The 17,301-nt window shown below is 45.1% G+C and carries 15 protein-coding genes; all 15 read right to left on the bottom strand.

Features of this window, described 5'->3' with window-relative positions; genetic code table 11:
- Positions 1–34: 34 nt before the first annotated feature.
- Complete coding sequence (gene dnaE, locus EP13_RS04730) at positions 35–3,499, bottom strand: DNA polymerase III subunit alpha (RefSeq protein ID WP_081869437.1); 3,465 nt, start codon at positions 3,497–3,499, stop codon at positions 35–37.
- 3 nt (positions 3,500–3,502) lie between these two features.
- Entirely contained in the window at positions 3,503–4,075 is a 573-nt protein-coding gene (gene rnhB, locus EP13_RS04725; protein WP_044056284.1) for a ribonuclease HII, read from the bottom strand.
- On the bottom strand, positions 4,068–5,216 hold the full coding sequence (gene lpxB, locus EP13_RS04720; protein WP_044056283.1) for a lipid-A-disaccharide synthase: 1,149 nt from the start codon (positions 5,214–5,216) through the stop codon (positions 4,068–4,070). The genes rnhB and lpxB overlap by 8 nt, the downstream gene beginning before the upstream one ends.
- A 1-nt stretch (position 5,217) precedes the next feature.
- Complete coding sequence (gene lpxA, locus EP13_RS04715; RefSeq protein WP_044056282.1) at positions 5,218–5,988, bottom strand: acyl-ACP--UDP-N-acetylglucosamine O-acyltransferase; 771 nt, start codon at positions 5,986–5,988, stop codon at positions 5,218–5,220.
- Between the two features lies 1 nt (position 5,989).
- Positions 5,990–6,439, bottom strand: a complete 450-nt coding sequence (fabZ, locus tag EP13_RS04710; protein WP_044056281.1) for a 3-hydroxyacyl-ACP dehydratase FabZ — start codon at positions 6,437–6,439, stop codon at positions 5,990–5,992.
- Between the two features lie 175 nt (positions 6,440–6,614).
- Positions 6,615–7,130, bottom strand: a complete 516-nt coding sequence (locus EP13_RS04705) for an OmpH family outer membrane protein (RefSeq protein ID WP_044056280.1) — start codon at positions 7,128–7,130, stop codon at positions 6,615–6,617.
- Positions 7,131–7,192: 62 nt separating this feature from the next.
- A complete protein-coding gene (bamA, locus tag EP13_RS04700; protein WP_044056279.1) occupies positions 7,193–9,670 on the bottom strand; it encodes an outer membrane protein assembly factor BamA in 2,478 nt (825 codons plus the stop codon).
- A 59-nt stretch (positions 9,671–9,729) separates the two neighbouring features.
- Positions 9,730–11,082, bottom strand: coding sequence for a sigma E protease regulator RseP (rseP, locus tag EP13_RS04695; RefSeq protein WP_044056278.1), 1,353 nt, complete (start codon positions 11,080–11,082; stop codon positions 9,730–9,732).
- Positions 11,076–12,263, bottom strand: a complete 1,188-nt coding sequence (ispC, locus tag EP13_RS04690) for a 1-deoxy-D-xylulose-5-phosphate reductoisomerase (RefSeq protein WP_044056277.1) — start codon at positions 12,261–12,263, stop codon at positions 11,076–11,078. The genes rseP and ispC overlap by 7 nt, the downstream gene beginning before the upstream one ends.
- The gene (locus EP13_RS04685; protein WP_044056276.1) at positions 12,263–13,126 is read right to left on the bottom strand and encodes a phosphatidate cytidylyltransferase; all 864 of its coding nucleotides are present in this window, start codon (positions 13,124–13,126) and stop codon (positions 12,263–12,265) included. Before EP13_RS04685 ends, ispC begins: the two co-directional genes overlap by 1 nt.
- 54 nt (positions 13,127–13,180) lie before the next feature.
- Positions 13,181–13,963 carry a polyprenyl diphosphate synthase gene (gene uppS, locus EP13_RS04680; RefSeq protein ID WP_044056275.1) on the bottom strand — a complete coding sequence of 261 codons (783 nt, stop codon included), beginning with the start codon at positions 13,961–13,963 and terminating at the stop codon, positions 13,181–13,183.
- An 8-nt stretch (positions 13,964–13,971) separates the two neighbouring features.
- The gene (gene frr, locus EP13_RS04675) at positions 13,972–14,529 is read right to left on the bottom strand and encodes a ribosome recycling factor (protein WP_044056274.1); all 558 of its coding nucleotides are present in this window, start codon (positions 14,527–14,529) and stop codon (positions 13,972–13,974) included.
- Positions 14,530–14,553: 24 nt separating this feature from the next.
- The gene (gene pyrH, locus EP13_RS04670) at positions 14,554–15,291 is read right to left on the bottom strand and encodes a UMP kinase (RefSeq protein WP_044056273.1); all 738 of its coding nucleotides are present in this window, start codon (positions 15,289–15,291) and stop codon (positions 14,554–14,556) included.
- Positions 15,292–15,483: 192 nt separating this feature from the next.
- Positions 15,484–16,356, bottom strand: a complete 873-nt coding sequence (gene tsf, locus EP13_RS04665) for a translation elongation factor Ts (protein ID WP_044056272.1) — start codon at positions 16,354–16,356, stop codon at positions 15,484–15,486.
- A 123-nt stretch (positions 16,357–16,479) separates the two neighbouring features.
- Entirely contained in the window at positions 16,480–17,211 is a 732-nt protein-coding gene (gene rpsB, locus EP13_RS04660; protein ID WP_044056271.1) for a 30S ribosomal protein S2, read from the bottom strand.
- Positions 17,212–17,301 lie beyond the last annotated feature (90 nt).

Genomic DNA, 17,301 nt, shown 5'->3' with positions numbered 1-17,301 from the left:
AACGCGAGATAGTCAATCTATCGAACTCTGACCCTTAATGGTAGAGGATTGATACGGCTTTTTCCCCTAAACACTGTTTAAGGTCGTGAAGTAGTTGATCTTCTGGTGTTACATACCACTTAGCACTACACGCCAATGTTGCCTCAACATCTGGGTGTGTTATGGCTAACTGAACAGGACAACTACCCCCGTTAAAAGCCTGCAAAATAGATTGCAACTGGCTCATTTTCTGTTGTTCAAGCACCTGGGTATCTACATATAAGGCCAGTGCTCTCGCGTTTTTCTCCCGTGCTTGAACTATGTCCATTACATCACGGGCGGTGATTGTATTGCCCCCAGAGAAATCATCAAAGCTGACCTGTCCCTTTATGAGCAATATTTTGTCAGTTTCCAGTACACTTTCAAACTGTTCGTACATATCTGGAAAGAATCGTACGTCTATTCTAGCGCTTTTATCGTCTAACGTAACAATAGCCCAGCGGCGACCCCGTTTGTTGGTCATTACTCTAACGCCCAATACCAAACCCACAGCACTGGCCATTTGATCTTTACCCGTAGGCTTTAAATCCACCAGCCGACCTTCGGTATAATATCGAATTTCATCGGCGTATTGGTTGATTGGGTGCCCCGTAAGGTACAAACCTAGGGTGTCTTTCTCCCCTTCAAGCCACACTTTTTCAGGCCACTGAGGTACATCCGCAAACGCTTGCAGTACGTCTTCTGGTTCGGTGGTTAATAAACCAAACATATCTGATTGACCAAACGACTCTGCTTTTGCATGCTGACCAGCCGCCGCTATCGCTTCGGGTAACGTGGCCATAAGCGCTGCCCTATGAGGGCCCAAGTTGTCCATGGCCCCTGATAAAACTAGCTTTTCTAATACGCGCTTATTGACGCGCTTAACATCAATTTTTGCGCAAAAATCGAATAAATCCTTAAACGCGCCTTGGGTTTCACGCGCTTCAATAATGGCTTCAATAGGGCCTTCACCCACCCCTTTGATTGCACCAATGCCATAAACAATACGGCCTTCGCTATCTACCGTAAATTTATATTTCCCAGCATTCAAATCAGGCGGCAAGATCTCTAATCCCATACGATCGCATTCATCCACCAAGGTAACAATTTTGTCTGTGTTATCCATATCGGCAGACATTACTGCGGCCATAAATTCCGCAGGGTAATGCACTTTCAACCATAACGTTTGGTAAGACACCAACGCATACGCGGCAGAGTGAGATTTGTTAAAGCCGTAACCCGCAAATTTCTCTACTAGGTCGAATATTTTCATGGCGAGATCTGGGTCGATATTATTGTTCTTCGAGCCTTCTGCGAACGCCCCTCGCTGCTTCGCCATTTCTTCAGGTTTTTTCTTACCCATTGCTCGACGCAGCAAATCAGCGCCACCAAGGGAATACCCAGCCATTTCCTGCGCAATCTGCATCACCTGTTCCTGATACAAGATGATGCCGTAGGTGGGCTCAAGGATTTCTTTTAAGCACTCGTGCTGATATTCAGCATCAGGATAGGAAATTTCTTCTCTACCGTGCTTTCGATCGATAAAGTTATCGACCATACCCGATTGAAGTGGGCCGGGTCTAAACAGGGCTACCAATGCGATTATATCTTCAAAGCAATCTGGTTTAAGGCGCTTAATAAGCTCCTTCATCCCTCGGGATTCTAGCTGGAATACCGCAGTAGTTTCTGCATTTTGTAGTGTTTTAAAACTTCGCTTATCTTCAAGGGGAATGGCTGCAATATCTACATCGATATTTTTGCCTTCTTTGATCATATCGATCGCCCACTGAATAATGGTCAGTGTTCTAAGGCCTAAGAAGTCAAATTTTACCAAGCCAGCCGTTTCAACATCATTTTTGTCAAATTGGGTGACAGGGTTTTTCCCTTCATCGTCGCAGTACAACGGAGAAAAGTCGGTAATCGTGGTAGGTGCAATAACCACCCCACCAGCATGCTTACCAGCATTACGTGTAACCCCTTCAAGAATACGCGCCATATCGATGAGATCTTTAACCTCTTCATCTTGCTCGTATACTTCGGGAAGTTGGGGTTCAGCCGCGAAGGCCTTTTCTAGCGTCATGCCAGGGTCAGGCGGGATAAGTTTCGATATTCTGTCAACAAAACCATAGGGGTGACCTAATACCCGCCCCACATCGCGCACCACAGCCTTAGCCGCCATGGTACCAAACGTAATGATTTGAGATACCGCCTGACGCCCATACAATTCTGCCACGTGATCTATCACTTCATCACGTCTGTCCATACAGAAATCTACGTCGAAATCTGGCATGGAAACACGTTCTGGGTTCAAGAAACGTTCGAAAAGTAGGTCAAACTCTAGTGGGTCTAAGTCGGTAATTTTCAGTGCATAGGCCACGAGCGAGCCCGCACCAGAGCCTCGGCCCGGTCCTACGGGAATGCCGTTGTCTTTACTCCACTGAATAAACTCCATCACGATGAGGAAGTAGCCAGGGAATCCCATTTGGTTGATAACTTCTAGCTCTATCCGTAATCGGTCGTCGTAGGCTGGGCGCTTTTCCTTCCTTTCATTTTCATCAGGAAATAAAAATTCGAGCCTATCTTCCAGCCCTTCTTCAGAGACTTTGACTAAAAAGTCTTCTGTGGTCATGCCGCCAGTAGGGAACTGTGGCAAGAAGTATTCTCCGAGACGTACGGTTACATTACACCGCTTGGCAATTTCTACCGTATTTTCAATGGCTTCTGGAATATCACTGAAGAGCGCAAGCATTTCCTCAGCACTGCGTAAATACTGCTGTTCGCTATAACGCTTAGGCCGACGATTATCGTCAAGTGTGTAACCATCATGAATACACACGCGTATTTCATGGGCGTCGAAGCCTGCCTTATCAATGAAGCACACTTCATTAGTGGCCACCACGGGCAAACCTTCTTGTTCAGCTAAAGCCACCGCTCGATGAAGATACTCTTCTTCTCCATTACGCCCGGTTCGAGTGAGCTCTAGATAAAAACGGTCTTCAAAGTGTGTTTGGTAAAACTGCAATGCAGCGTCGAGGATCGATTTGTTATTTTTAGTTAGCCCAACACCTAAGTCGCCATGTAAACCGCCAGAAAGTATAATAACCCCTTCTGAGTGTTCAGCTAACCAGGCTTGGTCGATAACCGCTTTATGCGCTACGTGGCCACGTAAATAGGCTTTAGAGATAAGAATAGTGATATTCTTATACCCTTCATTGTTCATGGCTAATAACGTTAGTCGAAATGGCTCATCGCCGAAGATGTCATTGGTGACCCAAAAGTCTGTACCAATGATGGGCTTAATACCTAAATCATGAGCCGTAGAATAAAACTTTACCAACCCGCACATATTCATTTGATCGGTAATGGCGACTGCCGGCATATTTAGCTCGGCAACCTTATTCAAAATGGGCTTAACTTTGTTAAGCCCATCCATCATCGAAAAATCGCTATGTACACGTAAATGAATAAATGGCGAGGACATGATTTATATCTCTTCTATTAGTGCCCTAACGGGTTTAAAACTTTTACGATAACAATCTAACACACCAAATTCAGCTAAGGCCGCAAAATGGGCCTTTGTGGGGTACCCCTTATGGCCTGCAAAATTATATTGGGGGTAGGCTTCGTGCAATACCAACATATCGTTATCACGCTCAACTTTGGCAATGATAGAGGCGGCGGAGATTTCTGCGTGTAAGCTATCTCCTTTTACTACAGCCTCAGAAGGATAATTCCACGCTGGTAAACGATTCCCATCCACGCGAACAAAGTTAGGTGTTACCCCTAAAGCGTCTACCGCTCTGGTCATGGCTAACATGGTAGCATGTAAGATGTTTAATTTATCAATCTCTTCTGGACTGGCTCGCCCAATGCTCCAATATAACGCTTTAGCCTTAATCTCTTCACTCAAGGCGTTTCGTTTTTTTTCACTGAGCTTTTTGGAGTCGGTTAGCCCTTCAATAGGCTTTGCAGGGTCTAACACTACCGCTGCTGTTACTACATCCCCAACGAGAGGACCTCGTCCCACTTCGTCTACACCGGCAATTAGGTTATGCAAGTAATTCCTCCACTACGGCATGTGCTGCTGTCTTATCTGCATTACATTTTAACGTATGGTGGAGTTCGGTGAAACGGGAAATCAACGCGCTATTGTCACTTTCAAAATAAGACAGAAGGTGTTCGCTCATATTGTGGGCATTAACATCGTCTTGTAATAACTCTGGGATAATTGCTTCATTGGCCAAGAGGTTAGGCAGTGTAAAAAAGGGCGCTTTATAAATGCGCTGCATTATTTTATAAGTAAGCGGCGCGAGTTTATAGGCAGCCACCATGGGGCGCTTACATAACATGGCCTCTAGAGTGGCGGTACCGGAAGCCAGTAATATGACGTCACTGGCTATCATGGCGTCCCGAGAGGTGCCTTCGGTAAGATGTATAGGTAGTCGATTTAGCGCGTCGTCAGCCTCTTGTAAGGCCGCTTTAATTTGCAAAAAGCGGTGTGAATTTGCAGCGGGTATGACAAACGAAATGTCTGGACGTGCGCGATGAATCGCTTCGATGGTCCCAAGAAACACCGGCAATAGTGTGTCTACTTCCCCTCTTCTAGACCCCGGCAACACCGCTAATAGTGGACCAGTAACCGGCAACGATAATGCGTGTCTAGCGTCTGCCTGGTTAGGCGTGATGGCAATAGCATCAGCCATAGTGTGACCGACAAAGGTATAGGGCACTTGGTATTTATCGTAAACCTGTTGCTCGAAAGGAAAAAGGCCAAGTACACGATTAGCGGCTTTGGCTATCTTGTGAATGCGCTTTTCTCGCCAAGCCCAAACAGTAGGGCTTACATAGTGTATGGTTTTTATGCCTTTCGCTTTTAACGCTTTTTCTACGCGCAAATTAAAATCGGGCGCATCAATGCCGACAAAAATATCAGGAGGGTACTTATCAAAGTGGGCTAACAGCTGCTTTTTGACTTTCAAAATAGCGGGTAAATGAGCCAGTACCTCGACCAGTCCCATGACCGACAAGGTTTCCATATCAAATAAGCTATGAAAACCTTGCGCCTGCATGTGGGCACCGCCAATACCTTCAATAATCGCATCTGGGTACTGGCGCTTCAGCTGCGCCACCATGCCAGCGGCCAAAACATCACCTGATGGCTCTCCTGCCACCATTGCAATTCGAAATGGGCCTGCCATATTAGCGAATAATGCCGCGTTCAGCTGTCTTTAGAAACGCCGTCATGACAGTGACGCCCTCAACATTATCTTCCTGAGCGGAGAGTTTACTGATGGCATCTTCTAACGTGTTGCCTTCACGGTAGATTGTTTTATAAGCGCGCTTTATTGCCATAATATCGGCTTTATCAAAACCACGACGTTTTAGCCCTTCTGAATTAATACCCTGCGGTATGTTCTTCTGACCACTTACCATCACAAAGGGCGGAACGTCGCGTAAAATAATGCCACCGGCTCCCAGGAACGCGTGAGCACCTATTTTACAAAACTGATGAATACCAACGGCTCCGCCAACAATAACAAAATCGTCGATGTGCACGTGCCCTGCTACAGCAACATTGTTCGCTAATATTATGTCGTCACCTAACACGCAATCATGAGCTACGTGAGCGTTTGCCATCAACAAACAGCGCGAGCCAATAATCGTTATGCTGTTATCTTGAATGGTGCCACGGTGAACCGTAACGCCTTCTCGAAACTCATTATCGTCACCAATAACCAGTTCGGTAGGTTCGCCAGCATACTTCTTGTCTTGGCAATCTTCACCAATGGAAGAAAATTGGAAAAATTTGTTATTTTTGCCAATACGAGTTGGACCACGAACCACGACATGAGACTTTAAAATACAGCCATCGCCTATAGTGACATTATCGTCAACGACGCAAAAAGGCCCAATGGTGACATTGTCACCAATGTTCGCGTTTTCAGAAATTACTGCAGTAGGATGGATCACCTTATGCTATCTCTCTCATTGCACACATAAACTCTGCACTGCACGCTAATTCGTTATTCACGGTTGCAGTGCCTTTAAATTTCCAAATCCCTCTGCGCTCTTTCAATAAGCAAATATCAAACTCCAGTTTATCACCGGGTACCACAGGGCGCTTGAACCTAGCGTTATCGATTCCTGCGTATAAGTATAACTGATCATTATTCCCCATGGTTTTAAAACCAAGAATACCTGCCGCCTGTGCCATAGCCTCTAAAATAAGCACGCCAGGAAAAATTGGCTGCTCAGGGAAATGCCCCGTAAAGCAAGGTTCATTGATGGTGATATTTTTATACGCTTTGATTGATTCACCCAGAACATAATCTGTAACTCGATCAACCAACAGGAAAGGATATCTGTGTGGTAACAGCGACATGATTTCCTGAATTTCAATGGTATTGAGTGAATTGGCCAAAAACTTTCTCCTATAATGCAAGCATGACCCAATTGCAGTTTTATGATCACGCTCACCGTTAAAAAACTAAAACGGCGGCAACCATACGCTTTTAAGCGCGAAAAACAAATCAGACCAACCCCTTTCGGGTGTTGGTCTGATAAATTAGCTGTGTGCTACTCGACGTAGTCGCGCATTAATTAACTTTGCTAACTTGCTCGAGTACTTGCTCAGATAGGTCGTGCTCTTCTTTTGCAAATGCAACCGCACCAGCATTAAGCACTAAATCGTAACCTTGCTTAGCCGCAACAGAATCGATAGCTTGCTTAATAAGACCAAGTAGCTTGTTACGTTCTTCGTTGCTACGACGCTGGATATTTTGTTGTAAAGGCTGGCCTTTTTTAGCGAGCTCTTCACGAACGTTTAAGATCTTTTGCTCAAGATCTTTTTTCTCTTGCTCACTCATCGTTGCTGCGTCACGTTGTAGACGCTCTGCGTAGAACTGACCATCCCGTTGAAGCTGATTAACTTCTTCAATTTGATCTTTAAATTCAACCTGAATTGCGTTTTGAATCTCTGCAGCTTGAGGCATTGCTTGGAATACGCCCTGAACATCAACGACAGCAAGTTTTTGCTCTGCCATAACTGATGTACTTACCAATGCGCTACCCAACATTGCGCCTGCAACAATATGTTTAACCAACTGTTTCAAAAGGAACTCCTTTTTATGCATCTTTTTATCTGGGCGCACCGCAAGCGGCCCCCGTTTAGTATTTAGAATGTCTGACCGATATTGAAGGTGAAGAATTTAGCATCGTCACCATCACGTTGTTGTATTGCTTTCGAGAAACTGAACACCATCGGCCCCATCGGTGAAATCCATTGTACCGAAATACCGGCGGAACTACGATACAGGCTCCAGTCAGAATAGTCCAACAAGGTTCCGTTTTGCGTTGAAGCTTGCTCGAAATTTTTATACGTGTCGTAATCGAACTCAGTATCCCACACGTTCCCCACATCTACAAACAAACTGGTTCTTACTGAGTTATCCATATCCGCTTCAACAAACGGCGTAGGTACAATAAGTTCGATGCCGCCCAGCGCCATCGCGTTACCACCTAAGCTTCGGCTAGACAACGTGATGTAATCATCATCAGGATCGTTTGGATAAACTTCACCATTCGGCCCACTGATTGTACCGCTTGTAGAACGAATGACACCACGAGGTCCCACTGTGTTGTTTTCAAACCCACGCAGTGAATCGGCACCACCTGCAGTGAAGTTCTCGGTGAACGGTAGAATTTGCTCATTACCGTTAATGTCACCATAGCCGTTACCATAACCCAAGCGTACGCGGGCTAAGAAAGACCAACGCTGATTGCGCGATAGCGGGAAATACCACTTACCGTCAAACAAGGTTTTAAAGTAATTAACGTCTGAGTTAGGCGTAGTAATACTGAAAGACGCACGTTGCGAAGACCCTGCCGTAGGGAACAAGCCACGGTTTAGCGTACTTCTGCTCCAACTTACACTGGCAAGATAGCTGTGATACTTAATTGCCGCATCTGGATCATCGCCATCTAAGAATTGATTATAAAACTGTTCAGTTTGCTCGTAGTATCCACGGTTATAGAGTTCTACATTGCTGTAAGTTAAACCGAAGTTAATACGGTTGAATTCGTTAATAGGGTAACCAATGTTGGCACCAACAGACCACTGCTTAGAGTTATACTGGATAACGTTGAAGTCTGAACCGTCGAATTCACTGTAACCTACCGAGCCACCTAAACTGATTCCGTCAATGGTGAAGTACGGGTCGTTATAGGTGATTTGCGCAGAGCGCTGATAAGATACAGTGCTTAGGTTTAACCCCACACGTTTACCTGTACCTAGGAAGTTATCTTGTTGAATTCCCGCTTGTAAGCTTAGCTTGGTGCGGTCACCATAACCAATACCGGCGTTGAATGAACCTGAAGGCTGTTCCTTCACGTTAAAGTCAACATCCACTAAATCTTCTTCACCGGGCAGTCGAATGGTTTCAAACTCCACTTCTTCCATGTACGTTAAACGAGAAAGCTGATTTTTAGAAGATTCAAGCAAGTTATTAGATAACCAGGTACCTTCCATTTGGCTTACGTTTTGACGCAACACGCTATCAGCGGTTACCACGTTACCATTAAATTTAATACGGTTAACGTAAATACGCTTACCTGGGTCAACGGATAAGGTGAGCTTAACGGTTTTATCTTCGTCGTTTATATCAGGTACAGTGGTCACAGTTGGGTAAGCATAACCAAAGCGACCTAAATACTTACTGATAAATTCTTCAGTGTAGGTAACTTCAGCTTGGTTATAGAGCTCACCGGGTGTTAACGGCAACACTCGCTCTATATACTCTTCGTGACCAAGTACGTCACCCACCAATTCCACTTCTGAAATAGTATATTGCTCGCCTTCACTGACGTTCATGGCAACGTAAATACCTGACTTTTCGGGCGTCATTGACACCTGAGTAGAATCTACGTTAAAACGCAAATAACCACGGTCGAGGTAATGGTTACGCAAGGTTTCCATATCTCCTTGCAAGGTTTGCTGCTGATAGCGGGTTTCTGACAAGAAATCCCACCATGGCGTATCAAACTGTAACTCGAATTGCTCCATTAACTCTGCATCAGAGAAAACTTCGTTACCAACGATGTTAATTTGTTCAATTTTCGCAGCATCGCCTTCTTCGAAAAGCAATTTCAAATCTACGCGGTTACGAGGTAAAGGCGTAATAATGGCCGTGACATCTGCATTATATTTACCAATACTGTAGAAGAAATCTTTCAGGCCATTCTCGATTGAGGTTAAAACCGTTTTATCGAGAGGCTCGCCTATGCGTACGCCATTGCCGTCCAAACTTTCTTGAAGTTGTTCATCTTTGATATCGTCGTTACCATCAAAAATAATGTTACTGATGGTTGGACGTTCAGCAACACGAACAACAAGCGTATTTCCGTCACGGGCAATTTCGACATATTCGAAATGCGTTGAAGAATATAAAGAACGGATAAGTTGGGTTACCCGAAATGTGTTTAGCTCGTCGCCTACCTGAACGGGCAGATAAGTAAGTGCTGCACCGAGTGCCACCCGTTGAAGCCCTTCTACACGAATATCTTCAACGACGAATTCACTGTTTTGCGCCGCAGCATTGGCAAAGCTAGCACTGGAAAAAATGGCTCCGGCTGCTACTAACTGTTTTAACTTCATCTATTTTTCTTTTCCTGGCCGCGTTTTTATATTAGCTGTTTTGAAATGCCTGATTTTCATCAGGCTATGCGAGCAATATCGTTCATAATAGCGATACCCATTATCATAAACAGAAGCACGCCACCTATTCTGTAACCCCATTCTTGCACCGCTTCTGGTACAGGTTTTCCAGTGATCCACTCTGCTGTGAAAAACATCAAATGACCACCGTCAAGCATGGGCAAGGGTAATAAATTAATTATGCCTAAATTCACGCTAATTAAGGCAAGAAAGCTCAAAAAATAAGCCAACCCATAACCGGCACTGACTCCCGCTCCCTGAGCAATAGAGATAGGCCCATTTAAGTTTTTAACAGACACATCGCCTGTTAACAACTTGCCTATCATATCGACACTCAATGTCATTAGACGCCACGTTTTATCAAGTGACTTCCCTATTGCCTCTACTATGCCATATTGATGCGTAAACACATACCCTTCAGGCCAAGGCTCAAACGTAGGGCTCACACCTAAATACCCACTTTGACCTTGCGGAGTATCTCGGCGCGCTATGGTTGCATGCAGTTGTTGCTGCTGTCCATCCCTTTCAATAGTAAAGATGACTGCTTCACCAGGACTTTCAACAATGACATCAACTAATGCTTGCCATGAGGTTAAAGATTCACCGTTAAGTGCTATTAACGTATCGCCTACCTTAATTCCAGCTTCTTGTGCAGCACTGCCTTCGCCAATAAAACCTACCTCTAGGGTTGGTGAAGGCCTAAATGGGGTAATCCCCAGACTGCTTAAGGGAGACTCGTTATCTGCGTCAAAGTTCCAATCGCTAAGTGTAAATGTCACGACTTTTTCATTATTTTCGGCACTTTGCAGGGTTACTTTGGCGGTATCATGACCAATTTTTGACATCAATTCTAAGTTAACCGCTTCCCAGTCAGGCGTGTCGCGATCCCCTATTTTTAAGAAAGTATCACCATCATTCACACCTGCCTGTGCAGCAATAGTGTCTGCTTTTACTGTCTGAACCACAGGTTTTACGGTTTGTAATCCCACTAAAAACATTAACCAAAGCGCCAAAAAGGCAAACACAAAATTGACCCCAGGACCTGCTGCAATAATCGCCATGCGCTTTAATACATGCTTGTTATTAAAAGCTTTATCCGCCATATGAGGGGGAACATCATCAACCCGGCCGTCTAGCATGCGCACGTAACCGCCAAGCGGTATCATGGCAATCACGTACTCGGTACCCGAGGCACTTTTACGTCGCCATAACGGTTTACCAAACCCAATTGAAAAGCGTTCTACGTGGACTCCACATTTTCGAGCCACGTAAAAGTGCCCCCATTCGTGTACCGCCACTAAGATACCTAAAGCGACGATGAATGCGCCTAGGCTCCATAAAAAACTTAGCATGCAAATTTTCCTCTAATAATGTCTACCGCCACGGTTCTGGCTGCTTTGTCTTGATCCAGTATTTGCTGGATGGAGGAAACTGATACCTGTTCCATTTGATTCAATGTTTCTTCGTTTACACGGGCAATATCACAAAACCCAATATGACCGTCTAAAAAGTGAGAAACCGCTACCTCGTTCGCCGCATTAAGACGCGTGGTCGCAGCTTGCCCTTCTTCACATGCTTGTATGGCTAACTTTAAATTTGGATAACGTTCGTAGCAGGGCGTCTGAAAAGTAAAGTTGGCCATTTCGGCAAAATCCAAAGGTGCAACACCTGCATCAATTCTCTCAGGGTGGGCCAAACCGTAAGCTATCGGTGTGCGCATATCTGGGTTACCCATTTGCGCAATTACCGACCCATCAATATATTGAACCATAGAATGGATAATACTTTGAGGGTGAATAACCACCTGAATATCATTGGCCTTAGCCCCAAATAACCAACATGCTTCGATGAACTCTAACCCTTTATTCATCATTGTGGCTGAATCTATGGTTATCTTTCTGCCCATTGACCAGTTTGGATGGGTACTCGCCTCATCAATGGTAATGGATGAGAAGCTTTCTAAACTGCGCTGCCTAAAAGGCCCACCAGAGCCAGTAAGCAAGATTTTCTGAATACCCGCTGCGGATAACTTTCCATATTGAAAGTTCTCTGGAAGGCATTGGAAAATAGCATTGTGCTCACTGTCTATTGGTAATATTTGCGCACCGCTTTGTTTGGCGGCGTCAATAAAGAGCGCTCCTGACATCACCAAGGCTTCTTTGTTTGCCAACAGTACTTTTTTACCCGCTTTCACTGCCGCAAGTGTAGGCAGCAATCCTGCGGCCCCGACAATGGCAGCCATAACCGCATCAACTTCAGCCGCGCAGGCTACGTCTTCGAGTGCTTTCGCGCCACACAAGATTTCAGCAGTTACGCCATACTGCAGTGCGTATTGCTTGGCTTGTTCTAAGTAATTATCATCAGCCAACACCACAAATCGCGGGGCACATGCTTGCGCTTGTTTCATAAGCAACTCTACCTGCGCATAGCCGGTAATCGCAAACACACGATATTTATCAGGATGTCGATTAACAACATCTAACGTACTGCAACCAATTGACCCTGTTGCACCTAGTACAGTAATGGTTTGCATTATGCCATCCAAGTTACATAGCAAAAGGCAAATACAGGAAACGCTGCGGTGAGGCTATCAATACGATCTAAAACCCCACCGTGCCCGGGTAAAATACGGCCGCTGTCTTTAATACCAGCGCAACGCTTTAACATACTTTCGTTGAGGTCGCCTAGCGCTGAAACTGCAACTGTAATCCCCCCTATAGCAAGGTGTAATACAATGCGAGAAGGCTCCACCTGATAGTGCAACGCCGCAAAAGCAATAATGGCAAACGATGCTGCAATACCACCTAACAAGCCCTCTAAGCTTTTGCCAGGTGATACATTAGGGCGCAATTTATGTCGGCCAAACTTCACGCCTACAAAGAACGCGCCAATATCCGCTGCCCACACGATGCCTAAAACATAAAAGATTAACGAAGCTCCATAGAGGGGATCGACATCGTAAAGGCTGGTGCGCAGCGCAATAACAGCAACCCAAGTAGGAATAAGTGTTAACAAACCAAAAACGGTTCGAATTGCCCGGCTATTACGCCAAAATGAAGTGTATTTTGGATAGGCAAGCACCATAAGCAGAGACACCACCCACCACAGCACTGCTATTCCCAAAATAAGTCGGTAGAGGCCATGCAGTTGCCCTTGATACCATATTAAACTGGTATCCACGGCCAGTGACAATGCAATGCAAATGGCAAATGCCACTGCCATAAAAATGAGTTTTTTAGGTCGCTCGCAAATACCTGACATATTGGCCCATTCATAGGCACCTATTGCCACCACGCCTGAAATGGCAATTTCAAACCAAAAAACGGGAAGGTATAAAATAGCGAAAAGCGCGGATGGCGCTAAAATTAATGCGGTTATTATTCGTTGTTTTAGCATAATTGGCTCTCGGCTCCTGTGTGCAGGTTGGCCCTATTGCCCGCGTGCATAGTATTAACTGCCGGCTGTAAGGATTTGCTCACCGGTAAGCCCGAATCGGCGTTGGCGAACATTGAAATCGTCTACGGCTAATTGAAAAACGTCTTCGTTGAAGTCGGGCCATAGCACGTCGGTAAAGTACAACTCAGCATAGGCACATTGCCACAATAAAAAGTTGCTGATGCGGTGTTCACCGCCGGTACGGATAAGGAGATCTAATTCAGGAAGGTCTGCTGTGGAGGTTTCACGTGTAAAAGCTTGCTCGTTAATGTCCGCGACCTCTATTTCGCCGGCCTTAACCTGCTCGGCTAGTGTTTTAGCGGCATTAACAATGTCCCAACGGCCACCGTAATTAGCGGCAATATTCAACACTAAATCCTTATTGTCCGCCGTCATGGCTTCCGCTTTGCGGATCTTTTCCACCAACTTATCGTCAAAAGCGCTGACATCGCCTATCACTTTTAGGCGTACGCCATTTTTATGAAGGCGTTTAGCTTCACTGTTTAAAACTAGATTAAACAGCTCCATAAGCACGCTAACTTCTTCTTCTGGACGTTTCCAATTCTCGCTGGAAAAGGCAAACAAGGTAAGTGATTCAATGCCGGTTTGTCGTGCAAAACGCACCACTGCACGTACTGACTCTACCCCAGCTTTATGTCCAAAAGTGCGAATTTTCCCTTTCTTTTGAGCCCAACGACCGTTGCCATCCATGATAATAGCAACATGTTTAGGGCCTGCCGAATCTGCAGGCCCTACTGGTTCAGTCGTTTTGGCTGCGTTTGACCGCTTCCCAATCATAATACTGACTACACTTCCATTAATTCTTTTTCTTTATCAGCAAGCAAGCTGTCGACTTTCTTAATGAATTCGTTAGTTATCGACTGAATATTTTCTTCTGCTGCGCGACTTTCGTCCTCGCTGATTTCTTTTTCTTTTAGTAGGTCTTTCACGTCACCATTGGCATCGCGACGAATATTACGAATAGCCACTCGCCCGCCTTCAGCTTCATTCCGTACAACACGAATGAGGTCTTTACGACGTTCTTCGGTAAGCGGCGGAAGAGGGATGCGAATTGAACCACCGGCACTCATCGGGTTTAATCCCAAATCAGATTGCATTATGGCTTTTTCAACGGCTTGAATCGCGCTTTTATCAAATACAGTAAGTGCCAACGTGCGGCTGTCTTCCGCAATAACATTCGCGACTTGCTTAAGGGGCGTGTCTACTCCGTAGTACGGCACCATAATGCCATCTAAAAGACTTGGATGCGCGCGGCCTGTGCGAATTTTGCTAAACTGCCCTTTCAGTGCAACGAGACTTTTTTCCATGCGCTCTTGCGCATCTAATTCAATTTCATCAATCACAATTGTGTATCCTATCGTACTTAATTAACCGTTGTCAGCGTGACAAATAATTGTGCCTTCTTTCTCTCCCATCACAACACGCTTCAAGCAACCCGGCTTGTTCATGTTAAATACACGGATGGGTAGACTGTGATCACGGGCGAGAGTAAAGGCTGACAAGTCCATGACTTTCAATTCTCTCTCAAGAACTTCTTGATATGAAAGCTGATCATACAAGGTAGCATCTGGGTTTTTAACCGGATCGTCGCTATATACACCGTCAACTTTGGTGGCTTTAAGCACTGCATCCGCTTCTATTTCAATACCGCGTAGACATGCGGCTGAATCCGTGGTGAAGAATGGATTACCTGTACCAGCAGAAAAGATAACCACTCGACCTGACTTAAGTAAGCTTATGGCTTCAGCCCAGTTGTAGGCATCACACACGCCATTGAGTGGGATAGCCGACATCATACGTGCGTTAACAAAAGCCCGATGCAACGCGTCACGCATTGCCAGGCCATTCATCACAGTCGCTAGCATACCCATATGGTCGCCAACTACGCGATTCATACCTGCTTTTGCTAGGCCTTCGCCACGGAATAAATTACCGCCGCCAATAACAAGCCCCACTTGCACGCCAAGTTCAACTAATTCTTTGATTTCCTGTGCCATTCTATCTAGCACTTTTGGGTCGATACCAAAGCCTTCTTCACCCATTAGGGCTTCACCACTTAGCTTTAGTAATATACGTCGGTATGCTGATTTAGGTGTGATACTCATTATTCGATATGTCCTCGTAAACCCATTTTGTCCTAGGCCTTTCTATCATTCATTCATCCCAATAAACAATGAAAAGAATAGGAGAAAATGCTTTATTATCTTGGTCCTGTAAGTGCCAGTTATAAAAAAGCACCTCCGAAGAGGTGCCTTAGTTTATCTGACATTCGTAGAATGCAAAAGCCAAACGCCCAATTATTTCTTGGCGGCTTCCATTTGCGCAGCAACTTCTGCCGCGAAATCTTCAGTTTTCTTCTCAATACCTTCACCAACTTCAAAACGTACGAAGTTGATTACGTCAGCACTGTTGCTCTTAAGAAGCTCAGCAACAGAGATTGAAGGATCTTTAACGAAAGGCTGACCCGTTAAGCTCACTTCGCCAGTGAACTTCTTCATGCGGCCTGCTACCATCTTCTCAGCAATTTCAGCTGGCTTACCAGACTGAATAGCGATTTCGATTTGGATTTCTTTCTCTTTCTCAACAACTTCAGCCGGCACGTTCTCAGGCTTAACGAACTGTGGGCTCGCCGCAGCAACGTGCATAGCAATGTCTTTTGCTAATGCTTCATCACCACCAGAAAGGATAGAGATTACACCAATACGGCCGCCGTGGATGTAGGCACCTAAAGTGTCGCCTTCAACGTTGATAACACGACGAGGAGAGATGTTTTCGCCAATTTTAGCCACTAGGGTATCGCGAGCTTCGCTAACTTTAACGCCATTAAGTTCTGCATCATTTAGAGAATCAATGTCGTTGATGTTGTTTGCTGCTGCTACTTCTAGTAATTCGTTACCGAACTTAAGGAAACCTTCGTCACGAGCAACGAAATCAGTTTCACAGTTTAGTTCAAGCATGGTCGCACGACCACCTTCAACTTTGGTTAGGATCACACCTTCAGCTGCAATACGACCTGCTTTTTTAGCCGCTTTTGCTTGACCTGATTTACGCATGTTCTCAATGGCTAGCTCAATGTCACCATCCGTTTCAACCAGGGCTTTCTTACAATCCAGCATACCTGCGCCAGTACGTTCGCGCAGTTCTTTAACTAGTGCTGCAGTCACTGCCATTTTTCAATTCCTCAGCATTAAATATAAAATTCGTTAGGTAAAAGGGGCGGAACCGCCCCTCTCAATACGTTTCGTATTGTAGCACTGTCATATTATTGTGTTATGACAGTATGCTCGCAGAAATTACTCTGCAGCTTCTACGAAGTCGTCTTGCTCAGCTTGTGCTTCAAGATTGCTATCGCGACCTTGATTAACGGCATTAGCTGCTGCGTCCAAGTAAAGTTGGATTGCGCGGATAGCATCGTCGTTACCAGGAATGATGTAATCAACACCATCTGGGTTTGAGTTAGTATCTACAACACCCACTACTGGAATGCCTAGGTTACGAGCTTCAGTAATCGCGATGTGTTCGTGATCAGCGTCGATAACAAAGATTACGTCTGGAAGGCCGCCCATATCCTTGATACCACCAAGGCTGTTTTCAAGCTTATCCATTTCACGTTGAAGCATAAGCGCTTCTTTCTTAGTTAGCTTTTCGAAAGTACCGTCTTGGCTTTGTTGCTCAAGTTCTTTCAAACGCTTGATTGATTGACGAACTGTTTTCCAGTTAGTCAACATACCACCTAACCAACGCTTGTTTACGTAGAATTGGTCACACTTAAGTGCCGCTTCTTTCACTGCTTCACCTGCAGCGCGCTTAGTACCTACGAAAAGGATTTTACCTTTTTTAGAAGCAACACCTGAGATGTAGTTAAGTGCGTTGTTAAACAGTGGAACTGTTTTTTCAAGGTTGATGATATGAACTTTGTTACGAGCACCAAAGATATAAGGCTTCATCTTTGGGTTCCAGTAACGAGTTTGGTGACCGAAATGCACACCGGCTTTCAGCATGTCACGCATAGAAACATTAGCCATTTTTAATTTCCTCTTGGGGTTAGGCCTCCATATATCCCTTGTATCGATTCAGTCTAAATCAAACTAGCCTGAACACCCCGATAACAAGTG

The organism is Alteromonas australica (genome assembly GCF_000730385.1).
Taxonomy (GTDB): Bacteria; Pseudomonadota; Gammaproteobacteria; order Enterobacterales; family Alteromonadaceae; genus Alteromonas; species Alteromonas australica.
Note: the sequence above shows the minus strand (reverse complement) of the source record. Positions and strands in the feature narration are given on the sequence as shown.

Coding starts and splice junctions, on each gene's coding strand:
- pyrH (WP_044056273.1), bottom strand. CDS start 15,291: ATGAGTATCACACCTAAATCAGCATACCGACGTATATTACTAAAGCTA.
- bamA (WP_044056279.1), bottom strand. CDS start 9,670: ATGAAGTTAAAACAGTTAGTAGCAGCCGGAGCCATTTTTTCCAGTGCT.
- tsf (WP_044056272.1), bottom strand. CDS start 16,356: ATGGCAGTGACTGCAGCACTAGTTAAAGAACTGCGCGAACGTACTGGC.
- rseP (WP_044056278.1), bottom strand. CDS start 11,082: ATGCTAAGTTTTTTATGGAGCCTAGGCGCATTCATCGTCGCTTTAGGT.
- rpsB (WP_044056271.1), bottom strand. CDS start 17,211: ATGGCTAATGTTTCTATGCGTGACATGCTGAAAGCCGGTGTGCATTTC.
- dnaE (WP_081869437.1), bottom strand. CDS start 3,499: ATGTCCTCGCCATTTATTCATTTACGTGTACATAGCGATTTTTCGATG.
- ispC (WP_044056277.1), bottom strand. CDS start 12,263: ATGCAAACCATTACTGTACTAGGTGCAACAGGGTCAATTGGTTGCAGT.
- lpxB (WP_044056283.1), bottom strand. CDS start 5,216: ATGGCAGGCCCATTTCGAATTGCAATGGTGGCAGGAGAGCCATCAGGT.
- EP13_RS04685 (WP_044056276.1), bottom strand. CDS start 13,126: ATGCTAAAACAACGAATAATAACCGCATTAATTTTAGCGCCATCCGCG.
- uppS (WP_044056275.1), bottom strand. CDS start 13,963: ATGATTGGGAAGCGGTCAAACGCAGCCAAAACGACTGAACCAGTAGGG.